Origin of the sequence: Clostridium sp. DMHC 10 (assembly GCF_001270375.1) — a bacterium.
GTDB classification, from domain to species: domain Bacteria; phylum Bacillota; class Clostridia; order Clostridiales; family Clostridiaceae; genus Clostridium_S; species Clostridium_S guangxiense.
In genome coordinates, this window is the sequence record NZ_LGVB01000015.1 from 574,073 (window position 1) to 591,915 (window position 17,843).

Below are 17,843 nucleotides of genomic sequence, written 5' to 3' on the forward strand. Positions count from 1 at the left end.
AGCGTAGGTTATGTTTTGTACAAAGTGTGGTAATAAGTTGAAAGATGGAGCAAAATTTTGTGACAAGTGCGGGACTCCAGTACAATTAAAAAGCGAAGTACAAGATGATAATAAAATAATAGAGCAGCATTATGAAGAAGAAAATAATGCTATAAAGAAATCTAAAAATAAAAATTCTATTATAGTTATACTAGGATGTATAGCATTTATAGTTGCAGTTATAATCGTATATGGTGTATTTTTTGCTAAACCAGGTAGTGTATTTAGCTTTTTATCTTTTGGATCAAGTTCTTCTAGTCAGCCAGTAAAGGTTAAAAATAAAGTTAGTACAAAAAAGGTTAATAAGACTAATAATAAAAAAGTTGATACCGATAAAGAGGACAATATAAAGTTAGGTACTACATCTGGTAATCTTACAAATTGTAGTTTTGTTTTTGAAAAAAATGGCGCTATTTACTATTCTAATTTTACAAAACAGTACAAGCTTTATGAGATGAATTATGATAGCTCAAATCCAATACAATTAAACAATGACGACAGTGGATATTTTACTCAAAATGGAGATTATATATATTATACTAATGATTCAGATGGTGGTAAGATATATAGTATAAGCACAAATGGTTCTGGTAGGAAAAAAATATGTGAAGATAAGAGCTCATACCTGGAATATGCTGATGGATACATATACTATAGAAATGAAAGTGATGGAAGCCTGGTATACAAAATCAAGGAAGATGGAACAGCTAAGGAAAAGGTTTCTGGACCGTGCAATTTATTTAATATTGATTCTAATTTTTTATATTATCTTAAAGATGGTATATTAAAAAGAAAAAATTTAAAAACAGGTGATGAAATAAAGATAGGGGATACTATATCAACTATTGTTGTACAAGATAATACAGTGTATTTTACAGATAGTTCTCAAAATAAACTTTACAAGATGAAAAATGATGGCAGCAATAAAATAAAGATATGCGATGATGAATTTGGAACTTTTAATGTTAATGGAAATAAAATTTTCTATAGAAATAGATCTGATAACAGCAAATTATACAGTATTGATTTAGACGGTAATAATAAGCAAAAAATATCAGATATACCTGTAGCACTTATAATTTCAGCTGGAGATTATGTTTATTGCAATGCTACAGACAAGACTATGTTTAAGGTAAGGAAAGATGGAACTGATGAACAATCCATAGCACAATAATACTCACATCAGTGCACAATTCACAATGAAGGATGATTTTTCTCCGCTAGCATTGTGAACTGTGCATTGAGTTAACTTCCAATTTAACAGGATAAACTTGGCACTTGTAATTTTCAGATTTCAAGTAGTCTATCCATATATAAGAGGGTGTGTATAATGAAAATAGATATAATAATATCTGCTGATGATATAAAAAAGGACAAGGTACTTCATAAATCTGCTGTTGTAATAGACATGCTTAGAGCTACTTCAGTAATAACTACAGCTATGAATAATGGCTGTAAAAGGGTTATTCCCGTACTTACCATAGATGAAGCACTTGAAACAGCAAAAAATATTAAAGAGGATGTTATTCTTGGTGGAGAAAGAAAGGGCTTAAAAATAGATGGTTTCGATTTTTCTAATTCTCCACTTGAATATAGCAGGGATGTAATAGAAAGAAAAACTCTTGTTATGACAACCACAAATGGTACTAAAGCAATAAGAGGAAGTATAGGGGCTAATAATGTACTCGTAGGTTCGGTTCTAAATGCAAGCGCAGTGGCAGAAAGGCTTATAGAACTAAAAAATGATGTTGTTATAGTAAATGCTGGTACATATGGTCAGTTTTCAATTGATGACTTTATATGCAGTGGATACATAATAAGTTGCCTAAAGGAAATGACAGCTGTAGAGTTATCCGATGTTGCCATTACTGCAAATTATGTATATGAAAACAACAAGGATATAAAAAAGTTTTGCAAAGTTTGCAAAGCACTACAAAAGAATAATGGAATTAAATCTTGAAGAGGATTTTGAATACTGCTGCAAAAAAGACATTATAAAGGTAGTGCCGGAATTTATAAATGGAGAAATAGTAATTAGATAATATAAATATTGCGAACAAAATCAAGTGGAGGGTTTTAACTTCGCCCTGCTTGTTTAAAAGACTAACTTTTTCACTTACGCGAAAAGTGAAGGGTTTAACGATGCTACGCACGTTAAAGGTGAACTTTTCGTATAAATCCGAAAGTTAAGGTTATTTTTCCTCCGCTTTGCTACAGAAAAATTATAAATTTAAATTAAAGATTTTCCGTAGTAAAACGGAGGAAAATCAACATTAACTTTTTACCGAAGGTAAAACCCTTCACCTTTTACAGCGTAGCTATGTCAAACCCTTCACTTTTTTCACATAGTGAAAAAGTTAACCTTTTTAACGTGCAAAGCATCGTTAAAAACTTTCACTTGAGTTGCTTCGCAACATTTATATATATTGAATTAATTAAATTACCTGGAATATGTAAAATTTAAGATAGTAGGATTCATCATCAGTCCAAAGTATTGGATGATCTGGTGCCTGTGTTCTAAATTCTACCTGTCTTAGAGTTCTTCCAGCATCAAAGGCTGCAGAAGCTATTGCATCTTTAAATAATTCTGGACTCATAAAATGTGAACATGAGCAGGTAACTAAAAATCCGCCTGGTTTAACAAGCTTCATTCCTCTAAGATTAATTTCTTTGTAGCCCTTGGAAGCACTTTTTATAGTAGTCCTTGATTTTGTGAAAGCAGGTGGGTCCAGTATTACAACATCAAAGGTTTTACCTTCATCTGACCATTCTCTAAGTACATCAAAGGCATTATGACATTCAAATTTCACTGTATCAGATAAATTGTTAAGCTCAGCGTTTTTTCTGCAGAAATTAACTGCATGCTGAGATATATCTACACCAAGAACGCTTTTAGCACCGGCAATTCCAGCATTAAGCGCAAATGACCCAGTATGGGTAAAGCAGTCTAGTACAGTACTGTCTTTGCATATTTTATGTATTGCTTTTCTGTTTTCCTTTTGATCAAGGAAGAAACCTGTTTTTTGACCCTCTGCAATGTCAACATAATATCTAACACCATTTTCTGTTATTTGAACCATAGTATTAAAAGGTTCGGATAAAAATCCTTTTGTTTGTTTTAAGCCTTCTTTTTCTCTTACAGCTGCATCGCTTCTTTCATAAATTCCCTTTGCACCGTAATCTTCTTGTAGAATTTTAACGATAGTATCTTTGTATTTATCTATCCCAAGAGCCAAAGATTGAATTACATAATAGTCTTCAAATTTATCTATTATAAGACCAGGTAGAAAATCAGCTTCACCAAAGACAAATCTACAGCTTGAAGTGTCTATAACTTTTTTTCTGTATTCCCATGCAGCTTTAAGCTTTCTTCTAAAAAATTCTTTATCTATTTCTTCATTTATGTCTCTTGTTAAAATTCTTATTGTTATTTTAGAATTGTCATTTACATATCCTTTACCTATAAAATGATTATTATGAGCATATACTTCAACTATGTCACCATTTTCATATGTACCATAGTAGCCTTCTATGTCAGATGAGAACACCCATGGATGACCGAATTCTGCTAAAAGGTTTTTTCTCTTAATTAAATAAAATTTGCACGCCACTCTTACTACCTCCAATAATTTGAATGTATTACCTGGAAACTTTAAATTGACTAAAAGTTTTTGATAACATTTAATTTATGTAAAGTTAGTTCACAGTGCACAATTCACAGTTCACAATGAATGACAATTTTCTTCCGTTTCACTACGGAAAATTTTTAGATTTATCTGACCATAGGAAAGATAAATTATCCTTAACTGTGAACTGTGCATTGTGAATTGTGCACTGAAAAAATATTACTTGTAGAACTAATATTTTCGCTTTTTCAAGTATTACATTTATATTTAAAGTTTATTACCTATAGAATTATACCATACAGTAAAATTATGTGTTAAAAAGAAATAAAAATGCTTTGACTTTCGAGTATTATTAATTTAATATTTTATTATATATTTTAAAAAATTACGGAGGTAAGCGATGAGCATTTTTAACAGTTAAAAATGTAAATCATGGTTTTGGGGATAGAGCTATTTTTGAAGATGTATCCTTTAGACTTTTAAAGGGAGAACACGTAGGTCTTATAGGTGCTAATGGTGAAGGTAAGTCTACATTTATGAATATAATTACAGGTAATTTAATGCCAGATGAAGGTACAGTTACCTGGTCAAATAAGGTTAGAGTTGGCTATATGGACCAGCATGCTAAATTAACTAAGGGAATGAGCATTAGAGATGCTTTAAAGGGTGCATTTAAGTATCTTTTTGATATGGAAGCTGAAATGATGCAAATTACGGACAAGATGGCAGAAGCTTCTCCAGAGGAATTGGAAAAACTTATGGAGGATATGGGTACTATCCAGGATACTTTAGATAACAATGGTTTTTACACTATAGACATAAAAATAGAAAGCGTTGCAAAGGGACTTGGACTTACAGGTATAGGCCTTGATAAGGATGTTTCTGATTTAAGTGGTGGACAGAGAACAAAGGTACTTCTGGCAAAATTACTTCTTGAAAATCCTGATATTTTATTACTAGACGAGCCTACAAATTACCTTGATGAAGAGCACATTGAATGGTTAAAAAGATATTTGAAGGATTACGAAAATGCCTTTATTTTAATATCACATGATATACCTTTTTTAAATGAAGTTATAAATCTTATATACCACATTGATAATAGAAGACTTACAAGGTATGTTGGAGATTATGACAATTTTCAGAGAGTTTATGAAGCCAACAAAAAGCAGATTGAAGCTGCATATGAAAGACAGCAGCAGGAAATTTCAAAACTTGAAGACTTTGTTGCAAGAAATAAAGCTAGAGTTGCTACAACAGGTATGGCTAAATCAAGACAAAAGCAGCTTGATAAAATGGAAAGAATAGAATTAGACAAGGAAAAACCAAAGCCAGAATTCAATTTCAAGGAAGCAAGAGCAGCTGGAAAACTTATATTTGAAACAAGGAAACTTGTTATAGGTTATGATGAACCGCTTACAAAACCATTAAATCTTATGATGGAAAGAGGACAAAAAATAGCTTTAGTTGGCGCAAATGGTCTTGGAAAAACTACACTTTTAAAAAGTCTTCTTGGGAAAATTCCTGCCTTATCTGGTGAAGTTGAACTTGGAGATTATCAGTATTTAGGTTACTTTGAACAGGAAATAAAAGAAGCAAACTACAATACTTGTATAGATGAACTTTGGAAAGAGTTCCCTTCCTACAATCAATATGAAATAAGAGCAGCCTTGGCAAAGTGCGGACTTATGACTAAGCATATTGAAAGCAAGATAGCGGTATTAAGTGGAGGGGAGCAGGCTAAAGTAAGGCTTTGTAAACTTATTAATAGAGAAACCAATATATTAATACTAGACGAGCCTACTAACCACTTAGATGTAGATGCTAAAGATGAATTAAAAAGAGCATTGCAAGAATACAGGGGAAGTATATTGCTTGTTTGCCACGAACCTGAATTTTATAGGGACGTTGTTACGGATATTTGGAATTGTGAGGATTGGACAACGAAAATTGTATAATTGATATTGAGTAAAGAAGTCATAAGAAATGGCTTCTTTATTTTTTGTTAATTGTAATAATATACAAAATGTAATAATATATAGAATATAAATGATAATAAATGATGAAAGAGGGAGAATAATGTTTTATCATAAATTTGAGGCAATTGCATCATGGTACGGTTATGATTATCAAGGTATTCTTTCAATATATTATGCTATAAAAAAAATTAACAATTTGATTGATAGTATGTATGATGTCAAAAAAATGGAGATTAAAGATATATATAAGGCAATAGATGGATATAGTATTGAATTGGAGTATATGGAGGATTTTTCGATAAAATTTAATAAGAAATATGTATCAATTCATCAAGTTAAGAGTGGAGAAGGAAGTCTTAAGGAAAGTGATGTAAGAGATACATACTTAAAGCTATTAGAAGAATATAGTGAAGATAATAGAGACATAGTTGGTTATTTTCATGTAAATAAAAGTGGAAAGTTAAATGGTATTAAAGCGACATTACAGAATGGTATAGAGAGTTATTTTAATAGTTTAAAAATAGAGTTATTAGAGTTAAAGAATAAAGAATTAGGTTCAAAGAAGGGTGAAAAAGGTAGTGCAATACAAATTCTAAGATCATATATGGTAGAGAATAATTCTAATTGAGATAGAAGCACTGCATATAGCACCATTTACAGGAATTCACATGTTTAAAGGGAAACCTATTCAAACAATGGTTGGATTTATGCTAGTACAGGGCATTGACCAATTGTATGAGTTTGTGAAAAAAAAGTGGATGGAATCAAATTGCAGAGGTTATTACTGAACCATGGGGTGGAAAGACCTGTGAGGTTATTACAATTGATGGGAGTATTCTAAGGTTCTTTGAAATAAATGCGTGCATACAAAAATAAACATGTATTTTTAATATCTTTATGATAATATATATTATATAATTCATCTTAAGGAAGTGATGTTCTATGAATTGGAAAGAAGTTAGAACTTTGTATCCAGAACAATGGGTTAAATTGCATATAGTTAAATCACATAAAGAAAATGACTATTTATATATTGATGAAATGGATGTTATTCAAGCAATTTCAAATGACAAAGATGCTACTCATGAACTTGCTAATTGCAAGGGCAATTATATTGTATTTCATACGAGTCATGATACTATAAGAACTAAAATAATAAATAACATGGGGCTATTTAGGAGGATTCCAAATTGAAGCTTGAATATAAAAACGGATTATTGTATACGTCAATTAAACTCAAATATGGCAGCAAGATAGTTGAAATAAACAATATTGTGGTTGATACAGGAGCTTCATTTTGCATTATTGAACCTTCAGCTATTGAGATGCTTGGAATCACAATAAGTAAAGATGATGAGATTGAAAACGTTTTACGGTGTAAATGGTGCTTATAGTTATGTGAAAAGAATAGCTGAGAGTATTATCATAGATAAAGTAACCTTAAATAATGTAGAATTTTATTTAGGAACAATTGATGAAAATATTAATGGATTATTAGGACTTGATGTTTTAATTAAATCTAAGTCTATCATTAATCTCAATAAAATGGAAATTGAGATTAAGTACAACTAAATTACTATTAGGCGTTTAGTTTAATATTTAAATTATTGGATAACGAAAATAGTTTAATGCAGCATAGTTAATAAGATAGCTTAAACAGCAGTGTTTAGGCTATTTTTGTTTTAAATAGATATTTTATTTAAAGAAAATGCCATAATGCAGGAAAAGGTAATAAGAGTTTATTTAAAAATGGCTAAGATATGCATTAACACAAAAAGACACTTGTTCACTGACAAATGTCTCTATATTGACATAACGAAATAAAAATGATACACTAAATTAGAATTACTCACAATACTATATAATATAATCTTACAATTAAATTATACAGTATTGCGATGCTGATGTCAATAGTACTGCGAAAAGTATTTCATTATTTATGAAAATAGGGGGTATATCATGAACAGAAACGATGTTGAATGGAAGCTTGAAAATGAATGGCTGCAGGGGGTTCTTAAAGAAGTTCAAAAACAGTATAATGAAAAACGGGATTTTAAAGAAAAGTTTAAAAAAGACGGTATTGAAACACAAAGGGAACTTTGGCAGGAGATAGGGTCAGTTTCTGTGAGCAATGGACTTGAGCAAATTGTAGACTTTATGCAGTATATTAATACGATGAAAATGGAGAAGAGAAACTATGAGTTCACCAGAAAACTTGAGGAAAAATATGAGAGAATACTTTTATCACCCTATTTTGGAAGAATTGATTTCCTTGAAAAGGGAGATAAGAAAGCTGAAAAGTATTATATTGGAATCTCAAATCTTATTAATGATAATTATGATATTCTCATATATGACTGGCGCGCACCTGTTTCCAGTATGTTTTATGATCACGAAATTGGAGAGGCTAGTTACGAATGTCCCGAAGGAATTGTAGATGGGAAGCTTACAATGAAAAGACAGTATAAAATTAATAATGGTAAGCTTGAGTATATGTTTGACAGCAATCTTAAGATAGACGATGAAGTGCTGCAGGATATCTTGAGTAAAAGCACTGATAGCAAGATGAAGACAATAGTAACAACTATTCAGAAAGAGCAGAATAAAGTGATTCGCAATGAGGAGTACAAAAATCTGATTGTTCAGGGCCCTGCCGGAAGTGGGAAGACCTCTATTGCTCTTCATAGAATTGCCTATCTCTTATATAAACATAAGGATAAAATAAAACCTCAAAATATAGTAATATTCTCTCCAAATAATATTTTTAATGATTATATTTCTAATGTATTGCCGCAGCTTGGAGAAGACAATATGTACCAGACTACTTTTAAGGAATATATGCATGCAGCATTAGGAAATGGTTTTATAAAGGAAAATTATTGCGAGATGATGGAATATATCCTTGTCTCTAAGAAGCAAGATTCTTACCAAAAGAGGATTAGCAGTATAAAGTTTAAGTCTTCCATGGAATTTGTAGATATACTAAAACGATATGTATCCTATTTGGGAAATATGGATATAAATTTTAGAGATATCATTTTTAGAGGTAATTTGATAATTTCCTCTAAGGATATACAAGAATTATTTTTTAAAGATTATGCACAGCTTCCATTGAAAAGGAGGCTTGAAAAGATAAGGAAAAGAATTTTGTTCCTTTTAGAGTCTTATAAAGAACTACGGATAGAAGAAGTGGCTAGCGACCTTAAGGATTCAGATTCCTATATGGATAAAGTGGAAATTATGAGACGAAGTATACTTATTGTAAAGGAAGAAATGAAGAATATTTATTATGAAATCAATAGAGCCACAGAACTTGATTTGATGGATATTTATAAAAAACTTTTTGAGAAACTTGAGTTTTTTTGTGCAAGTTCAAATGTTAAGCACAGCAAGACTGAAATTGATGAAATTAAAAAGTATACTTTAGAAAACCTAAAGAATGGAATACTTAATTATGAGGATCAGCTGCCACTTTTATATCTAAAGGGGGCGATTGGCGACCTTCCAAAAGCGTCAGAAATCAAATATGTTATTATTGATGAAGCACAGGACTATACACCGTTACAGTATGAGATATTTCATCAACTTTTCGGGTCTGCCAATATTACAATATTGGGAGATTTGCATCAATCCATCAATCCGTTTATGAATGTAGGAGATTATAGTAATATAGCCAGTATATTTTCAAAAGATAATACCTGCATAATAAACTTAACCAAAAGTTATAGATCAACAGTGGAAATCACTAAGTTTTCAAGAAGGTTGCTTAATAAGGAGATTTCTGCTGAATGTGTAGAAAGAAGTGGAGATGAGCCTTTACTCCTTGGCTTCATAGATGAAGAGGCTATAAAAGAAAGACTTCTTGAGGATATAAAAATGTATAACGAAAAAGGTTACAAATCAATTGGTATTATAACAAGAGACGTAAACGAAGCAGAGGAGGTATACAGTTTCTTAAAAGACAAGGTACATGTTAAAGCCATAATAAAGGATGATGATGAATATGTAAGTGATACATTGATAATTCCGTCTTACCTTTCTAAAGGATTAGAATTTGATGTGGTACTTATATATAATGCAGGAGATGGAAATTATAGTTGTGAGGAGGAAAGACTGCTGCTTTATACTGCTTGCACCAGAGCACTTCATGTTTTATGCATATACTATTCCGGTAAGAGTACACCATTACTGAAAGGAATTTAATAAATGTAATAGTGTATTAAAATATTATTTATTCCGATGCATCCTTATCCTAGGTTGGAAGGTTTATCAAATTGATATTCAAATAACTTATTTATTTAAGTACAAATTTGTGAATTATTGATACATCATACCCCTCTAAATAATTTATATTATGCGTATAAACTTATGGCATCTTATATGCTGAGCAAGGAAGACGTAAAAATATATGTAGACGAGTTTTATAAGTTGGTGGTGAAAACATGCTAAATCAAGGACAGATACTAGAAGGAAAATACGAAGTGATAAGGATTTTAGGACAAGGCGGTATGGGAACAGTGTACCTCTGCAAGAATAATAGACTAGGAAATCTTTGGGCAGTTAAAGAAGTAAATAGTGAGTGGAAGAATAAAGTTGATCTTCTTGCTGAGCCTAATATACTAAAGAATTTAAATCACATAGGAATCGTACGAATTATTGATATATTTTATGAACATGATAATTTATATATTGTGGAAGATTATATTAAGGGGAAGAACCTAAAGGAGTATGTAGATGCTGATGGCCCTCTGTCTTCAGAATTGGTGATAGATATGTCATTTCAGTTGTGCAGTATATTAGATTATCTTCATAGCCTTAATCCACCAATTATATATAGAGACTTAAAGCCATCTAATATAATGATAACACCAAGCAACAAGGTAGTGCTAATCGACTTTGGAATAGCACGAGTCTATAAGGAAGGGCAGGAAGGCGACACTATGGTTTTAGGTTCTAAAGGATATATAGCACCGGAACAGCTTATGAATAATCAATCTAATGCAAAAACTGATATTTATTCTCTTGGTGTAACTATGTTTTTTATGCTCACAGGAAAAACCATAAGTTTAAATGCGGATGCAATGTGTAAAGAAAATTATCCTACACATGCAGCTGAAGGTTTAGTTAAAGTTATTCAAAAGGCTTTAACTGTAAATGCTGAAATCCGTTATAGTAATGTAAAGCTGATAATGTCTGAACTTAGTACTATCATGTCTGATAAGGAATGTAATAAAACAAAGTTAATGAATTCTAATAAGTCTTATGCCAAAGATGATAAAACAGTTCTTGTACAGAATAAAAAGCATAGTAAGAGAGTTAAACTAACCATAATAGCAGTGCTTGCGTGTATAATAATTTTGTCTATTTTTCTAATATCAATTATTAGTAAAAAAGAATCTGATAAAAAAGATTTTGAAGCTCCTGCTGTTCATAAAACATCTGTGAAGACTGAATCGAAACAGTTGAATAAGGCTTACGAGAAATCAGGAGAAGAGCAAAAAAATCAAGAGCAAAATTCTAGTGATAAACTGAAAAGTCAGAAACAAAATTCAAATGAGCAATTGAAGAATCAAGAAGAGCAAAGAGAAGAACTGAATAATGTGGAGGAGAAGCGAGGGCAAGGGCTTAAAAAGTCAGAAGAGAAACAAAACAAGAAGCAAAAAAAGTCTAAAAAAAGCCAAAAAAGTTAAGTATGATTACAAAAAGGATAAGGATTATTGAATAAGGTATTAAATGAACATTAAGAAATCTACATTGTAAGCTCCTTTATAAAATCTTCATATGAATAAGGTAATATATAATAAAGTTAAAAATCTGGAGGGATTTATATGAATTGTCATGGAGGTAATGAAGGAAAACAAGGTACTCATAACCATAGTCCACTTAAGCACATGTTTCATATGATTATTTGCTGCGGTTTACCAGTAGTTATTATAGTACTTTTACCAACTATAGCTAGATTTAGTCCTGGAGCAAGTAGAGTATTAGGATTAATAACACCGTTTTTGTGTCCATTAATGATGATTGGAATGATACCGATGATGATGAAGAGTATGAAGGGTGATAAAAAGAAAGATTGTTGTGATGATAAAAATAATGAGATAGAAAATGGAAAAGTGCCTAAATTAAATAAAACTATTAAATAGTAATAGTGTGATATTATTAGTTGTTTAGAAATGCTTTTAATTTAGGCATTTCTTTTTATTTATATTCATTTTATTTTTTAAATGTTTAATATGCATACAAGTTGCACATACTAGCTTAGAAAAAATATATAAAGAATAAAAAGGAGGAATGAAGATGAGAAAGCTTTCAGAAGGAGAATTGATTTCCTTGACTGGAATATTAAAGCTTGAGAGTGATGGTTTAGCAGTTTCAAGGACAATGCACCCACTTATAAAGGACGATGAATTAAAGAAACAAGCAGAAGCAGGCATATTAGCTGCGGAAGGTAGAGTTAAAGGATTACAACAATTTATTAATGAGAACAGTGTTACAAGATCATAAAAAGGAGGAAAAAGATATGCCAAGTATTTTAGACAATATAGTTAGAAGCACTACAGATATAAATGATGAGGTTATATGTGCAAATATGCTTGCATCGGCAAAATGTGCGGCAGATGCATATTTAAATGCAATGATGACAAGTACAACACCAGAATTAAGATCACTTTATTCAGCAAGTCTCAATGAAGTTGTTGCTGGTCATTCAGCACTTACTGAGTTAAGTGTAAATAAGGGCTGGGCTAAACCATATACTCCACCTGTGGATCAATTGACAGAAGTTATAGATAAGTCTCAAAGAGTAGTTGAATAATTTTAGAGTTTTAGAAAACGGGGTTGCCGCACTAAATGCAAAAAATTCATAAATCTAGTAGGTAAGTTGTAAATAATTACTGATAAGCAGACATATTATATAGTAATAAATTGATCATTAAAGGAGTAACTATGTTTGTATTTATTCTTTTTCTTATAATTATAGGTGTGTCTGCTTATTTTATATTAACCTATAGCAAAAAAATAGAAGAACAGAAGCGAAAGATTATGGTTTTGTCTAGACAAAATAAAAAGTTAAAAGCATCAATAAAGGGAAACCCTAAGGTTTATAAAGAAATAGATAATATTATTGTAAAATATATCTCTAGTAACTACTCAATTGGAATCGTAAATTGCGATACTTTATTATATATAGCACCTATAGAGAATACTTTTATTTTAGGTAAAATAATGGAGGGCTTAAATGTTGAAGTACTAGATGAGTGTATTGTTAATAATGAAAATTGGTATGAAATTAGATTTCATTCAAATCAAAATATAAATAATAAAGGCTGGATACAGGAAGACTATATAACCTTTTAAGATGATTGAAATTTTTAAAGATTTTCTCCGAAGATGCTTTGCACGTCAAAGGTGAACTCTTTGGCAAAACCAAAAGTTAAGGTGATTTTTCTTCCGCTTTGCTACAAAAAAATTATTAATTTAAATTAAAGAATTTTCCTATAGAAAAACGGAGAAAAATCATCATTATGCTGTGAGTTCCTCAAAGCTCAAAATAAATTTATCTGCTTCTTTTTTTAGACGTTCTATTTCTGTTATTGAGTATTTATCATGTACGGCTATTACCTTCATTCCTGCTTTTTTAGCAGAAAGTACAGCAGCAAGTATATCTTCGAATACAACACATTCACTTGGATCTGCACCGAGCTTTTTTGCTGCAAGCAGGTATACGTCTGGAAAGTCCTTGCATTTTCCGGTTTCATCAGTTGTGGTAATTGAATCAAAAAAATCATATATACAAAGTCTTTTTAAAACGGTATCGATAAGAAAGGTACAATTGCTTGTAGCAAGACCTATTTTTATGTTTTTAGACTTTAAAAATTTTAAATATACTTTAACGCCGTCTTTTAGTTCTACGTCATTTAAGTAATGTTTATATGCCATTTCGTTCCAATCGTTCATAATGTCATCTATAGAATCAGGTATGTTAAATCTATTCTTGAAATATTTTGCTGTTTCAATAAAGTTGAGATGCTCAATATCCCTTCTAAGGTCTTTTGGAATTTCTATACTAAACCTTTTTAGGTATTCTACATCTATTTGTTCCCAAACCCACATGGAATCAATTAAAGTTCCATCCATATCAAAAATAGCTGCTTTTATTTTATTGCACATAATTATTCACCTCAATTATAATTTTAGCACAATTACTATATTAATTTAAATACAAAAAAGAGCATAAACTTCCGAGGAGTGTCCCAAAGGCTACATCTGTAGGATAGTGAACACCTAGATATATTCTGGATACTCCAACAAGAGTGCTTAAAACTAAAAATAGCAATGAGAGCTTGGGAAAAAACAGGCTAATCATTGTTGACATTGTAAATGCAGAAGTTGTATGACCTGAGGGAAAAGAATAGTTGTCCACGTCTATTTTTATGACATTCAGGTTGGTAAGTTTTATATAAGGTCTTATTCTATTAACGCTTTTCTTTATTATATTAGATAGAAGAGTACTTAATATCATTGCAGAGGTTAATTTGAAGCCAAGTGAGTTTATAGAGAATTTAGTTAATGCTAATGCTGCAAGACAAGATGAAACTCCAAATATAACTGAACCAATGTAAGTTACGCAGGTCATAAGTTTATCCAGAGCAGTACATCTTATTTTTAGATTAAGTATTTCTAAAATATCTACATCATGTTTCTTAATATTTAACAGAAAATTACCCATAATAATACAACCCCTTTGTATGGATATACTACCTCCAAGTTTTAAATTAATAAATATACTTTTGCCAGCATTTAACTTTTATAAGGTCAATGCACTGTGAACTAAACCAACATTATTTGTGTAATGTTGGCATTTTTATTTTTTAGTTTGGAGGTAGTTTCATTATATATTAGTTATAGTATACATTTGCATTGTTAAGGGTGTATTAAATAGGGTTTAAAATTCTCTTTCAAATATTTCTACCTTATGATGATCTTTAAAATCTTCTTCTGAATTTATGCCGATTTTAGCTAGAATGTCTTTCATACAGCTGCTATTAAGGGAAATTTTAATTTCTGAGTTTTCTGCTGTTCTGTTAGCATGAAATGTTCCTTTATCTATTGGAATTATGGCTTTGGGTCCACCGACACATCCACCAACACATCCCATGCCTTCTAGAAAATTGGCTTTCATTTCTCCGTTCTGAGCTTTTTCAAGTATAGCTTTGCAATCTTTGACGCCATCAACATGTAGTGATTTAAATAAATTTTTTTTATTTGGAAATAACTGAGCAACAGCTTCATTTACTGCTGTAGATACTCCACCTGCACGGGCATATAGTCTTCCTTCTCTTGAAGCATAGCTTTTTGTAGGCTCAGGGGTTAATTCCTCAGGATATACATTTAGAGTATCAAATATATCTTTTAATTCTTGAAATGTAAGTACAAAATCTATAGCTCCTAAAAGATCCTTTTGTTTAATTTCAGCTTTTTTTGCTATACAAGGACCCACGAAAACGACTTTGCAGTCTGGATTTAATTCTTTTATTACTCTACCAGAAGCAATCATTGGAGAAACTGATGGAGATACGTATTTAACTAAATCTTTATAGGCTCTTTTTACCATTCCAACCCATATAGGACAACAACATGAGGTTATAAGTAGGTCGTCTTTTGAATTTACATGTTCATCGAATTCAACAGCTTCTTTTAAAGTAAGCATATCAGCAAAAAAAGCAACCTCAACCATGTCAGAAAATCCAATTTTCTTAAATGCAGCTCGTAATTTATCAAGAGTTACATTTTCGCCAAATTGACCTGCAATTGCTGGGGCTACTGCAGCAATTACAGTCTTATTATTCTTCATTAGTTCAAGAATTGGTAGAAATTCGGTTTTGTCTAATAAAGAATCTGACGGACAAACTTCTACGCATTTTCCACAATCTGTGCATAAGTCAGCATCTATGTATGTGTTTTGCTTTTGTTTATCTAATAGTATAGCATCAAATGGGCAAGATTTTTGACATGCAGTTTCTTCACCATCATTTGTACACTTAGTAGAACAATCCTTTATTTTTTCAACAAGCTTTATATCTGGATTATAGTTTTTAATTGCTTTTTTCAAAGCATCAGTAAATTCATCTATAGTAGTAAATTTTATATTTGTTCCACATAAAGATGATATTACTTTAGCAAGCTCCTCTTTGTTCACAGAATCATCTGAAAGCACATGGTAAACGAAAGAATCAAAGGTATCTGAATAATAAGAGTCAACTAAAGATTTAAATAGCTCTGTATATTTGTCAATCAAGATAATCACTCCTTTATTTTGAACTGTGTTTTAAAAGTGTTGATATTATATGTTAAAGTCTATTAACAATATTCTTTTAGATATAGTCTTATTTTTAGTATATCCAATTTTATATGTATCTATTTTGCAAATATTATTTTAAAGATAGACAAAAAAATTTATTGTTATAAAATTTATTATTATAGGCAAATAAATAGCTTAGTTGAAATAATTGTAATAATTTAAGGGGGAAATAGTAGTGAAAGATGTTGTAAAAAAGATACTTCTATGTGCAGCGATAGTTGTTTTAATTCAGGTATTACCAGCTGGAAAACTTATTTTTGCAGAAACAAATAGTGGACAAACTAGCTCTGATACTTCAGTTCAACAAACAACAAGTTCTTCAAATGCAACTGAAGTTAATAAGATTGATGAAAAGACAGGTGTAGCTCTTAATAAAATATGGACTATTAAATTGTCAAAACCTGTAAATTTTTCTACGGTTACTAATGACATAATTAAAGTTATTGAAAAAGATACTGGCAATTCTTTTCAAATAAACTTACATATTCAACAGTCTGATCCAAGTTGTATAAACATAATTCCAGTAAATGATTATGCACCTAGTAAAGAATATTCAATTGTTATTTCAAAGAATTTAAAATCTCAAGATGGTTCTAATCTAAAAAGTGATGTTACAATGGATTTTAAGACGCAAGATTTGCCAGTATCTGCGGATAATATAAACATTTCAGTTATGCAATTTAATGATTATACTCTTCCAAATGAGGTTCAGGCTAAGATGCCTGATGGAACCACCAAGCAATGGGATGTTCAGTGGAATAATAATAGTATTGATACGAGTATCGTTGGAACATATACTTTTACAGGTACGTTGAATGGAACAAATGTGAGTGTTAATTTAAATTTGAATGTAACACCATATCAAATAACATCTGCAAGCAATGGGACAAGAAATCAATCTGCTCTACAAATAAGTCATCTTAATTATTTAATGGCAAGTAAAGCAAATAGAGATTCTGTTGAAGATGCAGCAGCAAAGCTTAATGGCAATAGCGAAACAAATACGTGCGTTTATTTTGCTAGTGAATCTTATAGAAGAGTTGGATTTGCTATACCTACTTGGGTTTGTAATACTCACAAATTTAGCGATTTGCTTACAAGCTATGGATGGAAAAAGGATTATAATAAGGATAATTTGATTTCAGGAGATCAGGCTTTTACTAAAAATGATTCGACAGGGTATCCTAATCACACATATACTTTTGTAAAATGGGTTAATGATAATGATCATTCATGGGCCTATATAGTTGATAATCAAAGAAGTATTTTTAATGACGGGCTTCATAAAAGAGATATATTACTTGTTGATACAGATCAATTTACTGCTTTTCAATATTTTATGTACAAGCCTAATTAACAGTTGAATTAGTGCACAGTTCATAATTCACAGTTCACAGTGAACTGTGAATTGTGCACTTTTTTAAATTTACTATTGATTTTTTATTAAAGTTTGTGTATAATAGTACATGTTTGCGGGGTGTGGCGCAGATGGGAGCGCGCGTGGTTTGGGACCATGAGGTCGCAGGTTCAATCCCTGTCACCCCGACCAGTATAAAACTCATATTATATGAGGTTTTATTGTTTTATTCAAAAGTAATTTCACGGGGTGTAGCGCAGTGGTAGCGCGCATGCTTCGGGAGCATGATGTCGCAAGTTCAACTCTTGTCACCCCGACCAAATTAGTTAACAGTAGATGCGAAGTAACATTGCTGAAGGAACGGTTTAAAAAAATTCTAACAAATCTTAGTAAAAAAATCATAAAATACTTAGATATTTCAATTTGTATAAGCTATAGCGAGTTATTGAAATATCTTAGGATTTTATGATTTTTTACCT

17 protein-coding genes, 2 tRNA genes and 1 pseudogene are annotated in these 17,843 nt (G+C 31.0%); 16 read left to right on the forward strand and 4 right to left on the reverse strand.

Annotated features, from left to right (window positions below; translation table 11 throughout):
• The first annotated feature begins 10 nt into the window (after window positions 1–10).
• Window positions 11–1,213 carry a zinc ribbon domain-containing protein gene (locus AGR56_RS04630; protein WP_053241314.1) on the forward strand — a complete coding sequence of 401 codons (1,203 nt, stop codon included), beginning with the start codon at window positions 11–13 and terminating at the stop codon, window positions 1,211–1,213.
• A 156-nt stretch (window positions 1,214–1,369) separates the two neighbouring features.
• Window positions 1,370–2,081: pseudogene (locus tag AGR56_RS04635) on the forward strand (2-phosphosulfolactate phosphatase family protein).
• A gap of 393 nt (window positions 2,082–2,474) precedes the next feature.
• Here the strand turns inward: AGR56_RS04635 and AGR56_RS04640 are convergent.
• Window positions 2,475–3,650, reverse strand: a complete 1,176-nt coding sequence (locus AGR56_RS04640; protein WP_053241315.1) for a class I SAM-dependent rRNA methyltransferase — start codon at window positions 3,648–3,650, stop codon at window positions 2,475–2,477.
• A gap of 467 nt (window positions 3,651–4,117) precedes the next feature.
• Between AGR56_RS04640 and AGR56_RS04645 the strand changes: the two genes are divergently transcribed.
• From AGR56_RS04645 to AGR56_RS04690, 11 genes are all read left to right on the forward strand, one after another.
• A complete protein-coding gene (locus AGR56_RS04645; protein ID WP_053241316.1) occupies window positions 4,118–5,623 on the forward strand; it encodes an ABC-F family ATP-binding cassette domain-containing protein in 1,506 nt (501 codons plus the stop codon).
• A 121-nt stretch (window positions 5,624–5,744) separates the two neighbouring features.
• Window positions 5,745–6,272 carry a hypothetical protein gene (locus AGR56_RS04650; protein WP_053241317.1) on the forward strand — a complete coding sequence of 176 codons (528 nt, stop codon included), beginning with the start codon at window positions 5,745–5,747 and terminating at the stop codon, window positions 6,270–6,272.
• Window positions 6,273–6,586: 314 nt separating this feature from the next.
• Window positions 6,587–6,838, forward strand: a complete 252-nt coding sequence (locus tag AGR56_RS04655) for a hypothetical protein (RefSeq protein ID WP_053241318.1) — start codon at window positions 6,587–6,589, stop codon at window positions 6,836–6,838.
• On the forward strand, window positions 6,835–7,038 hold the full coding sequence (locus AGR56_RS04660; protein ID WP_053241319.1) for a hypothetical protein: 204 nt from the start codon (window positions 6,835–6,837) through the stop codon (window positions 7,036–7,038). Before AGR56_RS04655 ends, AGR56_RS04660 begins: the two co-directional genes overlap by 4 nt.
• 4 nt (window positions 7,039–7,042) lie before the next feature.
• Window positions 7,043–7,216 carry a hypothetical protein gene (locus AGR56_RS20050; protein WP_157055663.1) on the forward strand — a complete coding sequence of 58 codons (174 nt, stop codon included), beginning with the start codon at window positions 7,043–7,045 and terminating at the stop codon, window positions 7,214–7,216.
• Window positions 7,217–7,603: 387 nt separating this feature from the next.
• Complete coding sequence (gene helD / locus AGR56_RS04665) at window positions 7,604–9,847, forward strand: RNA polymerase recycling motor HelD (RefSeq protein ID WP_053241320.1); 2,244 nt, start codon at window positions 7,604–7,606, stop codon at window positions 9,845–9,847.
• Window positions 9,848–10,086: 239 nt separating this feature from the next.
• On the forward strand, window positions 10,087–11,334 hold the full coding sequence (locus tag AGR56_RS04670) for a serine/threonine-protein kinase (RefSeq protein ID WP_053241321.1): 1,248 nt from the start codon (window positions 10,087–10,089) through the stop codon (window positions 11,332–11,334).
• Between the two features lie 138 nt (window positions 11,335–11,472).
• On the forward strand, window positions 11,473–11,790 hold the full coding sequence (locus AGR56_RS04675; RefSeq protein WP_053241322.1) for a hypothetical protein: 318 nt from the start codon (window positions 11,473–11,475) through the stop codon (window positions 11,788–11,790).
• A gap of 154 nt (window positions 11,791–11,944) precedes the next feature.
• Window positions 11,945–12,151 carry a hypothetical protein gene (locus tag AGR56_RS04680; RefSeq protein WP_053241323.1) on the forward strand — a complete coding sequence of 69 codons (207 nt, stop codon included), beginning with the start codon at window positions 11,945–11,947 and terminating at the stop codon, window positions 12,149–12,151.
• Window positions 12,152–12,167: 16 nt separating this feature from the next.
• On the forward strand, window positions 12,168–12,461 hold the full coding sequence (locus AGR56_RS04685) for a spore coat protein (protein WP_053241324.1): 294 nt from the start codon (window positions 12,168–12,170) through the stop codon (window positions 12,459–12,461).
• Between the two features lie 131 nt (window positions 12,462–12,592).
• Window positions 12,593–13,003, forward strand: a complete 411-nt coding sequence (locus tag AGR56_RS04690) for a hypothetical protein (RefSeq protein ID WP_053241325.1) — start codon at window positions 12,593–12,595, stop codon at window positions 13,001–13,003.
• 165 nt (window positions 13,004–13,168) lie between these two features.
• On the opposite strand, the gene AGR56_RS04695 is transcribed toward AGR56_RS04690, so the two are convergent.
• From AGR56_RS04695 to AGR56_RS04705, 3 genes are all read right to left on the reverse strand, one after another.
• Window positions 13,169–13,816, reverse strand: coding sequence for an HAD family phosphatase (locus AGR56_RS04695; protein ID WP_053241326.1), 648 nt, complete (start codon window positions 13,814–13,816; stop codon window positions 13,169–13,171).
• 40 nt (window positions 13,817–13,856) lie between these two features.
• Window positions 13,857–14,375 carry a phosphatase PAP2 family protein gene (locus AGR56_RS04700; protein ID WP_053241327.1) on the reverse strand — a complete coding sequence of 173 codons (519 nt, stop codon included), beginning with the start codon at window positions 14,373–14,375 and terminating at the stop codon, window positions 13,857–13,859.
• A gap of 216 nt (window positions 14,376–14,591) precedes the next feature.
• On the reverse strand, window positions 14,592–15,944 hold the full coding sequence (locus tag AGR56_RS04705) for a [Fe-Fe] hydrogenase large subunit C-terminal domain-containing protein (RefSeq protein ID WP_053241328.1): 1,353 nt from the start codon (window positions 15,942–15,944) through the stop codon (window positions 14,592–14,594).
• A gap of 238 nt (window positions 15,945–16,182) precedes the next feature.
• On the opposite strand from AGR56_RS04705, the gene AGR56_RS04710 reads away from it, so the two are divergent.
• The 3 genes from AGR56_RS04710 to AGR56_RS04720 all read left to right on the forward strand — a co-directional run bounded on the left by AGR56_RS04710 (window position 16,183) and on the right by AGR56_RS04720 (window position 17,684).
• A complete protein-coding gene (locus AGR56_RS04710; protein WP_053241329.1) occupies window positions 16,183–17,364 on the forward strand; it encodes an Ig-like domain-containing protein in 1,182 nt (393 codons plus the stop codon).
• A 116-nt stretch (window positions 17,365–17,480) separates the two neighbouring features.
• Window positions 17,481–17,556, forward strand: a tRNA-Pro gene (locus tag AGR56_RS04715).
• A 53-nt stretch (window positions 17,557–17,609) separates the two neighbouring features.
• Window positions 17,610–17,684 (forward strand) — tRNA-Pro (locus tag AGR56_RS04720).
• The last annotated feature ends 159 nt before the right edge of the window (window positions 17,685–17,843 follow it).

Bases quoted from the DNA above. Each gene is read 5' to 3' on its own strand.
- AGR56_RS04700 (WP_053241327.1), bottom strand. From the start codon at position 14,375: ATGGGTAATTTTCTGTTAAATATTAAGAAACATGATGTAGATATTTTA.
- AGR56_RS04650 (WP_053241317.1), top strand. From the start codon at position 5,745: ATGTTTTATCATAAATTTGAGGCAATTGCATCATGGTACGGTTATGAT.
- AGR56_RS04695 (WP_053241326.1), bottom strand. From the start codon at position 13,816: ATGTGCAATAAAATAAAAGCAGCTATTTTTGATATGGATGGAACTTTA.
- AGR56_RS04670 (WP_053241321.1), top strand. From the start codon at position 10,087: ATGCTAAATCAAGGACAGATACTAGAAGGAAAATACGAAGTGATAAGG.
- AGR56_RS04655 (WP_053241318.1), top strand. From the start codon at position 6,587: ATGAATTGGAAAGAAGTTAGAACTTTGTATCCAGAACAATGGGTTAAA.
- AGR56_RS04675 (WP_053241322.1), top strand. From the start codon at position 11,473: ATGAATTGTCATGGAGGTAATGAAGGAAAACAAGGTACTCATAACCAT.
- helD (WP_053241320.1), top strand. From the start codon at position 7,604: ATGAACAGAAACGATGTTGAATGGAAGCTTGAAAATGAATGGCTGCAG.
- AGR56_RS04690 (WP_053241325.1), top strand. From the start codon at position 12,593: ATGTTTGTATTTATTCTTTTTCTTATAATTATAGGTGTGTCTGCTTAT.
- AGR56_RS04630 (WP_053241314.1), top strand. From the start codon at position 11: ATGTTTTGTACAAAGTGTGGTAATAAGTTGAAAGATGGAGCAAAATTT.
- AGR56_RS04685 (WP_053241324.1), top strand. From the start codon at position 12,168: ATGCCAAGTATTTTAGACAATATAGTTAGAAGCACTACAGATATAAAT.
- AGR56_RS04680 (WP_053241323.1), top strand. From the start codon at position 11,945: ATGAGAAAGCTTTCAGAAGGAGAATTGATTTCCTTGACTGGAATATTA.